Annotated in this window: 10 protein-coding genes; 5 read left to right on the forward strand and 5 right to left on the reverse strand. The window is 66.6% G+C overall.

The window, feature by feature from the left end; translation table 11 throughout:
* Together G3N61_RS35845 and G3N61_RS35850 are read right to left on the reverse strand one after the other, a co-directional pair.
* A partial coding sequence (locus G3N61_RS35845) for an aldehyde dehydrogenase family protein (RefSeq protein WP_205824732.1) occupies positions 1–538 on the reverse strand: 538 nt, incomplete at its 3' end.
* A gap of 44 nt (positions 539–582) precedes the next feature.
* On the reverse strand, positions 583–939 hold the full coding sequence (locus tag G3N61_RS35850) for a GNAT family N-acetyltransferase (RefSeq protein ID WP_089453266.1): 357 nt from the start codon (positions 937–939) through the stop codon (positions 583–585).
* A gap of 271 nt (positions 940–1,210) precedes the next feature.
* Between G3N61_RS35850 and G3N61_RS35855 the strand changes: the two genes are divergently transcribed.
* Positions 1,211–2,737: a PLP-dependent aminotransferase family protein gene (locus tag G3N61_RS35855; protein WP_205824734.1), complete on the forward strand. Its 1,527-nt coding sequence runs from the start codon at positions 1,211–1,213 to the stop codon at positions 2,735–2,737.
* A gap of 160 nt (positions 2,738–2,897) precedes the next feature.
* Here G3N61_RS35855 and G3N61_RS35860 read toward each other — a convergent pair whose 3' ends face one another.
* Positions 2,898–3,341 carry a DUF4279 domain-containing protein gene (locus G3N61_RS35860; protein WP_241018067.1) on the reverse strand — a complete coding sequence of 148 codons (444 nt, stop codon included), beginning with the start codon at positions 3,339–3,341 and terminating at the stop codon, positions 2,898–2,900.
* The gene (locus tag G3N61_RS35865; protein WP_205824735.1) at positions 3,325–4,077 is read right to left on the reverse strand and encodes a hypothetical protein; all 753 of its coding nucleotides are present in this window, start codon (positions 4,075–4,077) and stop codon (positions 3,325–3,327) included. Before G3N61_RS35865 ends, G3N61_RS35860 begins: the two co-directional genes overlap by 17 nt.
* Before the next feature lie 697 nt (positions 4,078–4,774).
* On the opposite strand from G3N61_RS35865, the gene G3N61_RS35870 reads away from it, so the two are divergent.
* The 4 genes from G3N61_RS35870 to G3N61_RS35885 all read left to right on the forward strand — a co-directional run bounded on the left by G3N61_RS35870 (position 4,775) and on the right by G3N61_RS35885 (position 9,088).
* Positions 4,775–5,173, forward strand: coding sequence for a nuclear transport factor 2 family protein (locus G3N61_RS35870; RefSeq protein ID WP_089453269.1), 399 nt, complete (start codon positions 4,775–4,777; stop codon positions 5,171–5,173).
* 171 nt (positions 5,174–5,344) lie between these two features.
* Positions 5,345–7,162, forward strand: a complete 1,818-nt coding sequence (xsc, locus tag G3N61_RS35875) for a sulfoacetaldehyde acetyltransferase (RefSeq protein WP_205824736.1) — start codon at positions 5,345–5,347, stop codon at positions 7,160–7,162.
* A gap of 127 nt (positions 7,163–7,289) precedes the next feature.
* A complete protein-coding gene (gene pta / locus G3N61_RS35880; protein ID WP_205824737.1) occupies positions 7,290–8,324 on the forward strand; it encodes a phosphate acetyltransferase in 1,035 nt (344 codons plus the stop codon).
* Positions 8,321–9,088, forward strand: a complete 768-nt coding sequence (locus G3N61_RS35885) for a sulfite exporter TauE/SafE family protein (RefSeq protein WP_043179351.1) — start codon at positions 8,321–8,323, stop codon at positions 9,086–9,088. Before pta ends, G3N61_RS35885 begins: the two co-directional genes overlap by 4 nt.
* Before the next feature lie 102 nt (positions 9,089–9,190).
* On the opposite strand, the gene G3N61_RS35890 is transcribed toward G3N61_RS35885, so the two are convergent.
* A partial coding sequence (locus tag G3N61_RS35890; protein WP_205824738.1) for a cobalt chelatase occupies positions 9,191–10,789 on the reverse strand: 1,599 nt, incomplete at its 5' end.

A 10,789-nucleotide genomic window follows, 5' to 3' on the forward strand; every position in this document is an offset into this window, starting at 1 on the left:
TGTTGGTCGCGACCGACGGCACGATCTTGTGCGCGACCTGGTTCATCGGGTGGTTGAACGGCGTGATCGCCGAGATCACGCCGAGCAGCGGGTCACGCTGCGTGTACACGCGGCGCTTCTTGCCGTGGGGTGTCAGGTCGCACGAGAAGATCTGCCCGTCGTCCTTCAGCACTTCACCGGCGCCGAACGTCAGCACGTCGGCGACGCGGCCCGCTTCGTAGGTCGCATCCTTGAGGCACAAGCCAGACTCGGCCGTGATCAGCGCCGCGATCTCGACGGTGCGTGCACGCACGATATCGGCCGCGCGGCGCAGGATCGCCGCGCGATCGTGGCGCGTGAGCGTCGGCCGGTACGCACGCGCGGCCGCGAACGCGCGCCGCACGTCGTCCAGCGTCGCCTTCGGCACGGTGCCGACCAGCGAGCCGTCGTACGGGTTGCGCACGTCGATCACCGCGTCGCGCCACACGCGCTGCCCGTCGATACGCAACGCTTCGTGCCGCACGTCGGATGCGGGAATCGGCTTCAGGACCGTGCTCATGTCGTCTCCGTCTTGGTGCAGCGTGATCGTGGCCACGCTTGCGGTTACCGCAGCGCGGCCCGGCGCACCACGACCAATCCTTCGTATTCGAGGCAGCGGCACAGCGTCGACCACGCCGGCGTATCGGGCCAGTCTCGCGCGCCGGCGTCGATGCGAATCGGCCGCCCGAATTCGCGCGACGCGCACGCCAGCAGCGTGTGCGCGATGCCGCTGCGCCGGTACGCAGGTTCGACGTATAGCCGCGTGAGCGACGGTGATCGCACGGCATCGCCACCGTCGTCGTCGAGGTCGAGTGCTCCGATCGCCTCGTCGTCGCGATACGCGACTGCTGTCGCGCGTGCATCGTCGAACACGATGCGGATCACGCGCTCGCAGCGATCCCTGAACACGACGACGTGCATGGCGTTCCTCTCCTTTGCATCACGCTGCAGGCGAACGCGATGCGCGCACGCCCTCCTGCGCCCGCGTACCGGGGAGTTATCCGGATCGTCCGGGCGCGACGAGTTGAGTATCGTCTTGCCACGTCGGCGCGCAGTAGTGCCAGACGACACATTTCATTGAGTCCACATCCGCGGCGCGACGCGCGTATTCTCGCGACACCGCGCCTCTCGCGGGCCACGTGCACACCACGCGCACCGCCTCGCGTTTCCCGTACCGATCACAGGAGGAAGCATGTCGAGTCGTACCCCGACCGCCTTATGGGCCCAGCAGTTCCGGCGGTCGTCGGCGTCGAGCCTGCAGGACCAGATCCGGCGGATGCTCGTGGCCGCGATCCTCGACGGCCAGCTCGCCCCCGATGCCGCGCTGCCGTCGAGCCGCGAGCTCGCCGACCAGCTCGGCGTCGCGCGCAACACCGTCGTGCTCGCGTACCAGATGCTCGTCGAGGAGGGCTACCTGATCTCGCGCGAACGCAGCGGGCACTTCGTGAACCCGAAGATGCTCGAAGGCGTGCCCGGCTTCGCGTTGGTCCGGGCCGGCGCCGTGCCCGCCGGTGGCGACGACGTGCCCGGACGCCCCGCCTGGGAGAAACGCATCACGCATCCGCCGTCGAGGCAGCGCAACATCGTGAAGCCCGCGAACTGGCAGCACTACGAATTTCCGTTCATCTACGGGCAGTTCGACCAGTCGCTGTTTCCGACCAACGACTGGCGCGAATGCTGCCTGAAGGCGCTGTCGGTGATGGAGATCCGCAACTGGGCGCCCGACCTGATCGAACGCGACGACGAATCGCTGATCCAGCAGATCCGCACACGCGTGCTGCCGCGGCGCGGCGTGTTCGCGATGCCCGACGAGATCGTCGTCACGAACGGCTGCCAGCAGGCGCTGTACCTGATCGCGGACCTGCTGTGCGGCAAGCACACGACGGTCGGTTTCGAGAACCCCGGCTATCCGGACGCGCGCAACATCTTCGAGAACCGCAACGCGCGACTGCTGCCGCTGCCGGTCGACGGCCACGGCATCGCACCCGACTCGCTCGGCGATACGCTCGCGCGCTGCGACTACGTGTACGTGACGCCGAGCCACCAGTGCCCGACCACCGCGACGATGCCGATCGAACGCCGCCGCGCGCTGCTCGACTACGCGCAGCAGCACGATTTCGTGATCATCGAGGACGACTACGAGAGCGAAAACACGTTCTCCGGCACGCCGCATCCGGCGTTGAAGAGCCTCGACACGGCCGACCGCGTGATCTACGTCGGCAGCCTGTCGAAGACGTTCGCGCCGGGGCTGCGGCTCGGCTACGTGGTCGGGCCGCGCGAGCTGATCCGCGAGTTGCGTGCGCTGCGGCGGCTGATGGTGCGCCATCCGGTTGCGTATATCCAGCGGGCGTTCGCGACCTTTCTCGCGCTCGGCCATCACGACGCGTTGTTGCGTCGACTCGCGCATGCATACAGCGAGCGCTCGCAGGCGCTGATGGCCGCGCTCGATGCGCATCTGCCGGAAGCGCGCCATGTCCGCGTGACGGGCGGCGCGTCGTGCTGGGTCGAGGGGCCGCCGTGGCTCGATGCGGCGCGGCTCGCGGTGGACGCGCAGGAGGCCGGCATTCTGATCGAGCCTGGCGGCGTGTTCTTCATGAACGACGACAGCAACGCGCGTCGATGCTTCCGGATGGGGTTTTCCGCGATTCCGCTGGAGCGGATCGAGCCGGGGGTGCGGGCACTCGCGCGGTGTGTGCGGGCGCAGAGGCCGGAGGAGTGATCGGATACCTCGCGAGCCCATCGCGGCCGTCTGCCGCTCAGCAGCACGCTGCAGGCGGAACTGTGCGCAAACTCGCACTTGCGCTACGGCCGGAGGTGGATTGAGGTACGGATGTCGCGTCAGGCGTCAGGCGTCAGGGAGACACCGGTAGCGGTAGGTGCTATCGATATTCATCGATCTCGATCACTGCCCCGACCGATTCGATGAGTTGGCGGGTAGCGTCCGACACGTGGGGCACGCGGTCAGCATTCTCGTTGTCCCAGTAGCAGAAGAACCGCATACGCGCATCGGCCTGTTCGATACGCTCGAGGAGACCTTCACGCGGCAACGAGAGTCGTTCGATCAGATAGCGGAGGTGCGGCTCCAATCGATCGCTTTGAACGGCAGTCTTGCTTTCCAGCGCCCACAGATTGAGCTTTCCGGGCCGGGAGCTCAGGCGCCCGGACGGCAGCAAATAGGGCTTTCCTTTCGCGATCGTTCGACTCGGAAAGATGCCGAAGAAAGCGGTCCACGTGTCCGGGTGCGCGTCCTCCGACGAAATGATGAACGTCGCGTGCGCAAGTGCGCTATCGGTGGGCGGAGGGGACTCAGCGTGCATAGTCATGGATGTTATCAATAATTACGCCTTTGAATTCGACCTCGCCACTGTCGTGAAAGATAACGTTGTCGGCAGGTCCCAAGCCGTTTGCGGGTTTCAAGATATGCAGCATCTGCCCGAACGTCTTGCGATCGTAGCCGAGCATCTTTGCAGCAAAGTTCAGATTGTTGGTCGCGGCGGCAAGCGATTCAACTCCGTCGCCAATTGCGCTTGCGGTGTAGTCGAACGGCGGCACATCTCCGAGCAATGACGAGGCACCGCCCGTAAAACGGGCTGTGCCTCCCGCGCCACTCCCGCCGATAACGCTTTCCAAGTAACCCAACAGCGAGTCGCCGGACACGTCGATAAGCGTCGCCGAATTCGGTAGGGGTTTGTCGGCCGGCAACGAAGTCATCCCCGGCACGCTGGCAAGCCTGCTGGCTCGCGGGAAGGGACGGGTTGACGGCTGGCCTCCACCGCCACCGCCAGCGCCGCTTACCCTGCGGTCAATCTCGACCGTCACGCGACCGATTTCTATGGCGGACTTGAGCGTGTCAAGCGGCGTGCCGTGGAGCACATCCAGGCCGAGTTGCCGCATGTACGTCAATGCGTTCGCAGTGAGGCCCGCATATTTCGGCCAGTGCAGCATCAATTCCGAAATGGCGCTGCGTTGCCCCATCGATTGGTTTGCACCAATAGAACCTGTGGCGCGTGTCAACGTCGCCCGTTTTCCTGAACCTAAATCGAGAGTTACAGAGGTCATCCCGCGTGCTCCACTTTTTAGATTAATCTGCGTTGCAAAGCGGGATAACGCAATAGAACTGTTGACTGCCCTCACCGGCACCCGATGATTTCGCCGCATTCACCTGCGGCAATCCATTGTGCGTCTGGGCCACATGCGTGCCGCTCGATGGATGGCTTGCTGCCAGCGAAGCACGGCAGTCAGCAAGCGCGTGCCGCCGAGGCGATTGCCGCTTCCCCGAGGGCCACGACCATTCCACGGAACCCGGAATGCACCAGGAAGCAGGTCTTTTTATTCGTCGTTCTCTGTTGTCGATTGGGGTCGATGAACGCCAGAAAACTCATTGCCACGAGATCACATGGATAATTAAAACAACCGTTAAATATAGATAACTACAAAATAGAAATATTTAGAACTTATCCGATTGATTTTCCAAAAAATATATTTAATCACCTCCGCCCCGATCTCAATCAAACCCGATTCCCCGTCAGTGACTTCTCGAGACCATTCAGACCTGCAGCCTCGGTCCAATGTCGAGCCGTCCCGTACGGCGCGAGAAAGGACTGCAAAGGCGAGGCGAACCACCTTGTCGCTGGCCCAACCGAATCCCCCGAACTGGCGCTACCGCCAAAAACGAGCGCTCACTAACGTGTCGATACCGCGTGCCGCATGCGCGCCAGCGCCTTGCGGCCGCCCACCATTCGACAGGAGACACGTTATGTCCGACACGCTCACCGCCCCCGTCACGGCCGCCACGCTCGCGGCATTTTCCGACGCATTCAACCGGCACGACGCCAATGCGTTGATGGGCTTCATGACCGAGGACTGCGTATTCGACGCGGCCGGCGGCCCCGACATCCACGGCGCGCGCTTCGTCGGCCGCGACGCGGTACGCGCCGCGTTCGAAGCCGTGTTCAAGACCTTCCCCGACGCGCACTGGGGTCACGGCCGCCACACCGTCGCGGGCGAGCGCGGCGTCTCCGAGTGGGTGTTCACGGGCACGCACGCCGAAGGCTGGCGCATCGAGGCCGAAGGCTGCGACCTGTTCGAATTCCGCGACGGACTGATCGCCGTCAAGCGCGCCTTCCGCAAGGAACGGCCGAAACAGCCGGCCTGAGCGCGCGCCTCGCGCGCTACCCGGGCCACCGCCCCCCGCGCGCATTTTGAAACGAATCATTTCATTTCATTCCACATTCCCCGACAGCGGGCGGAATGACTTGACCGGCTTTCCCCAGCAAATAGCATCTGGAACAAGACGTTCCGTTAATTGAACAATCGGAGACAACCCATGAGCGAACAATCCACTTCCCTGCATGCATCGGCCAACGGTCCGCAGGACATGACACCGTCCGAAGCCTTCGTCGAGACCCTCGCGGCCAACGGCGTGACCGACATGTTCGGCATCATGGGCTCCGCGTTCATGGATGCGATGGACATCTTCGCGCCAGCCGGCATCCGCCTGATCCCGGTCGTGCACGAACAGGGCGCGGGCCACATGGCCGACGGCTATGCGCGCGTGTCGAGCCGCCACGGCGTCGTGATCGGCCAGAACGGCCCCGGCATCAGCAACTGCGTGACCGCGATCGCGGCCGCGTACTGGGCACATAGCCCGGTCGTGATCGTCACGCCGGAAGCCGGCACGATGGGCATCGGCCTCGGCGGTTTCCAGGAAGCGAACCAGCTGCCGATGTTCCAGGAATTCACGAAATACCAGGGCCACGTTACGCACCCGGCGCGGATGGCCGAATTCACCGCGCGCTGCTTCGACCGCGCGCAGGCCGAGATGGGCCCGACGCAACTGAACATCCCGCGTGACTACTTCTACGGCAAGGTCAAGGTCGAGATTCCGCAACCGCGCCGGCTCGACCGCGGCGCCGGCGGCGAACAGAGCCTGGACGACGCGGCCGCACTGATCGCGCAGGCGAAGTTCCCGGTGATCATCTCGGGCGGCGGCGTCGTGATGGCCGACGCGATCGAGGAATGCAAGGCGCTCGCCGAACGGCTCGGCGCGCCGGTCGTCAACAGCTACCTGCACAACGACTCGTTCCCGGCGAACCATCCGCTGTGGTGCGGCCCGCTCGGCTACCAGGGCTCGAAGGCCGCGATGAAGCTGCTGTCGCGCGCGGACGTCGTGATCGCGCTCGGCTCGCGCCTCGGGCCGTTCGGCACGCTGCCGCAGCACGGGATGGACTACTGGCCGAAGGACGCGAAGATCATCCAGATCGACGCGGACCACAAGATGCTCGGCCTCGTGAAGAAGATCTCGGTCGGCATCTGCGGCGATGCGAAGGCCGCGGCAATCGCGCTCACGCAACGCCTCGACGGCCGCACGCTCGCGTGCGACGGCTCGCGCGGCGATCGCGCCGACCAGATCGCGACCGAGAAGGCCGCGTGGGAAAAGGAACTCGACGACTGGACGCACGAGCGCGACGCGTACAGCCTCGACATGATCGAGGAGCAGAAGCACGAGAAGCCGTTCAGCGGCGGCCAGTACCTGCATCCGCGCCAGGTGCTGCGCGAGCTCGAGAAGGCGATGCCCGAGGACGTGATGGTGTCGACCGACATCGGCAACATCAACTCGGTCGCGAACAGCTACCTGCGCTTCAACAAGCCGCGCAGCTTCTTCGCGGCGATGAGCTGGGGCAACTGCGGCTATGCGTTCCCGACGATCATCGGCGCGAAGGTCGCCGCGCCGCACCGCCCGGCCGTGTCGTATGCGGGCGATGGCGCGTGGGGCATGAGCCTGATGGAAACGATGACCTGCGTGCGCCACAACATTCCGGTCACGGCCGTCGTGTTCCACAACCGCCAGTGGGGCGCGGAGAAGAAGAACCAGGTCGACTTCTACAACCGCCGCTTCGTCGCGGGCGAACTCGACAACCAGAGCTTCGCGGCGATCGCGCGTGCGATGGGCGCCGAAGGGATCACGGTCGACCGCCTCGAAGATGTCGGCCCGGCACTCAAGCGCGCCATCGACATGCAGATGAACGAAGGCAAGACCACGATCATCGAGATCATGTGCACGCGTGAACTCGGCGATCCGTTCCGTCGCGATGCGCTGTCGAAGCCGGTTCGCATGCTCGACAAGTACAAGGACTACGTGTAACGCCGCGTCGCTGACGCACCCGTTGCCGGTCGCGCGCCCCTCTCGCGCGACCGGCCTTCCGGCCGGACGCCGTGCCCCGTGCGGGCCGCCGCATCCGGCCGTTTTTCCTTTCCTACCCGAGCGAACGATGAAAGCCCTCGACCGCATTCTCGAAGCCGCGCGCCGCCAGCCGATGCGCATCGCGCTGTGCGAAGCCGACGATCCGCGCGTGCTGCAGGCCGCTGCACGCGCAACACGCGACGGCATCGCCCGCATCGTGCTCGTCGGCAACCGTGCGGCGATCCACGCGGCGGCCGCGCGCGACGCGATCGATCTCGACGGCATGACGCTCGTCGATCCGGCCACTGCCGCGCAACGCGATGCCTATGCCGACACGCTGCATGCGCTGCGCAAGAGCAAGGGCATGACGGCCGATGCCGCGCGCGACGCGGTGCTCGATCCGCTCTGCCACGCGAACCTGATGGTGCGGCTCGGCGACGCGGACGGCTCGGTCGCGGGCGCCGTGCATGCGACGGCCGACGTCGTGCGCGCAGCGATCCAGCTGATCGGTGTCGATCCGGCGTTCCGGATCGTGTCGAGTTTCCTCCTGATGATGCTGTGCGAACCGTTTCACACGATCAAGGGCGGACTGATCTTCTCCGACTGCGCGCTGGTCGTCGATCCGGATGCCGATCAGCTCGCCGAGATCGCGATGGCCGCGGCCGACAGCGCGCACGCGCTGCTCGGCGAGGAGCCGCGCGTCGCGATGCTGTCGTTCTCGACGAGCGGCAGCGCGCATCATGCAGCCGTCGACAAGGTGACGGCCGCGACCGCACACGTGCGTGAACGGCGCCCCACCCTCGCGATCGACGGCGACGTGCAGCTCGACGCGGCGATCGTCGCGGAAATCGCCGAGCGCAAGATCGCGCATTCGCAGGTGGGCGGGCACGCGAACGTGCTCGTGTTCCCGAGCCTCGAAGCCGGCAACATCGGCTACAAGCTCGCCGAGCGGATCGGCCGTGCGAAGGCCGTCGGCCCGCTGCTGCAAGGCTTGCGTCGCCCCGCGAATGACCTGTCGCGCGGCTGCAGCGCCGACGACGTGTATCACGTGATCGCGGCGACCACCGTGCAGGCGCAGGCGGCCGCGCAACGCGCCGCAACCGGCGAGGCCGCACACGCATGACCGCCGACAAACTGGCGATCCTGATCGCCGTGATCGGCGCCGGCAGCTATTTCCAGACCGTCACCGGCTTCGGGCTCGGGATGATCGTGATGGGCGCGACGAGCGGCTTCGGGCTCGCGCCGCTTGCGACCGTCGCGACGCTGATGAGCGTCGTGTCGCTCGCGAACGGCGCAACCGCGCTGCCTGGCCGGCTGCATCACATCGACTGGCGCGCGGTCGGTGCGGCGACGCTCGGCATCCTGCCGTCGGTCGTCGCGGGCGTGCTGCTGCTCGAATGCCTGAGCCGCTCGGCGGCCGACCTGCTGCAGCTCATTCTCGGCGCGGTCGTGCTGTACGGCGGCCTGAGCGCGGCGCTGCGCCCGGCGCCGCTCACCGAGCGCTCGGACAACCGCAGCTTCTTCGTCAGCGGCCTGTTCGGCGGCTTGCTGAGCGGGATGTTCGGCGTATCGGGGCCGCCGCTGATCTTCCAGTTCTACCGGCAGCCGCTGACGCTCGTGCAGATCCGCTGCGCGCTGATCGTGCTGTTCACGACGACCTCGGCCACGCGTGTGCTGTACAGCGCATGCGAAGGCCAGCTCGATCGCGACATCTGGGTGCTGGCCGCGATCGCGACGCCCGTTGTGATGCTGACGACGGTCGCCGCGCGTCACTACCCGCCGCCGCTGTCGCCGGTCGCGTTGCGCCGGCTCGCGTTCGGCGTGTTGATGGCGATCGGCATCGGGCTGATTGCGACGTCGCTGCCGCCGCTGCTGCATCGCGCTTGATCTCGCGCGGCGTGCGCCGCGTCGACCCACCCTGTTCCCGGCAATCGACTCGGAGTCGACGCGTACACGTCACCGCGTCCGCGTCGAATGCAGTCGCCCGCTTCACCGCCGCGCGCCGATCCATCCGGCGATCTCGACGAGCCGCTTCATGTCCGGCGCCGACGCGAGATCGATCGCGAGCCGGTGCCGGTAATACGGGCCGAGATCGAGCCCGACGCCGAGCCCGAGCACCTCGACACGGCCCGCCGCCTCCTGGCGCGCGACCACCTGTTTCAGATGGTTGTCGAGATAGAACGGATCGTTCGCGAGCGCCGTCGCGCCGTCCATCGGGCTGCCGTCCGAGATCACGACGAGGATCTTGCGCGCCTCCGGCCGCGCCGCGAGCCGCGCGCACGCCCATTCGACCGCTTCGCCGTCCACGCCTTCACGGAACAGATCGGCCTTGAACAGCGCGGCAATGCCCGTGCGCGCATGCCGCCAGCGCGTGTCCGCATCCTTGAACACCAGGCGGCCGGTTTCGTTGAGCCGGCCCGGATGACGCGGCTTGCCGCGCGCGAGCCAGTCCTGTCGTGCGCGGCCACCGTTCCACGCGAGCGTCGTGAAGCCGAGCACTTCGGTCGCGAGACCGGCGGCGTCGCCCGCGCGGGCCAGCGTGTCGACCATCAGCGCGACGCCGTCGATCCACGTCTTCATCGACCCCGAGCAGTCGATCAGGAACGCGAGCGCGCAGTCGGCATGCAGCCGCACGCGTTCGAGCCGGAACAGCCGCCGTTCAGCCGGCGAGCTGACGAGCTGCGCGAGCCGGCGGCCATCGAGGCGGCCGTGCTCCTCGCCGAACGACCAGCCGTCGGCCTGCGGCACGACGAGCGCCGCGCGCAGCACGCGCGCGAGTCGCGTGACGTTGATCCGCTGCGCGGCGACCTGGCCGTCGAGCCGGTCGCGGTACTCGCGCAGCAGGGACGCGCGGATCTGCGCGGCCGGCCGGAGCTCGCGGTCGTAACGCGTCGTATATGCACGGTAGACGGCATCACTGCCCTGCAGCACGACGCTGTCGCCCGTCTCTACGAGTGCAGGAAGGTCGATGCCTGTATCGTCGAAGTCGACCCACAGCGAGAAATTCGTCAGCGCGTCGTCCTGCTCGCGCGCGTCTTCCGACTCCGTTTCCACGACGGCCGCCCGCGCGTCGCGGATCATCGCAGCAATGCGCTTCGCGAGCGCCAGCGCGTGTTCCGCGAATGCGCGCTGATCGTGCCGACACCGCTTGAGCCCCGCGAGCTGCACGCCGATCTCGGGCACGATCGCCGCACGCGACGCTTCGATCAGGTCTTCCGTTTCTTCGAGCACCGGCCAGCCTGTCAGCCGCGACCAGGCGATCTGCGCGACCGTGTACACGAGGATCCCGACATGCGTATCGGCCTGCCCCGAGCGGTGGGACGCACGCGACCAGGTGTCGAAACGATGGCGCAGGTTCTGCACGACACCGCGCATGGCGGATGGCGCCAGCGATTCGCAGCGCAGTTGCTCGAGCATTTCGAACAGCACGCGTTCGACCGGATCGTCGCCGGACAACGCGCGATGCAGGTCGGCATCCGAATGCAGGATGCGCAGCGCGGCCCCGTCGGCCGCACCGCGCCACGACGCGAGATCGTCGTCGGCCGCCTGCGCGCGCAGGTGCGGCGCATGGATCGGCAGCGGCCGCAG

Source organism: Burkholderia sp. Ac-20349 (genome assembly GCF_017104865.1).
Lineage (GTDB): Bacteria > Pseudomonadota > Gammaproteobacteria > Burkholderiales > Burkholderiaceae > Burkholderia > Burkholderia aenigmatica.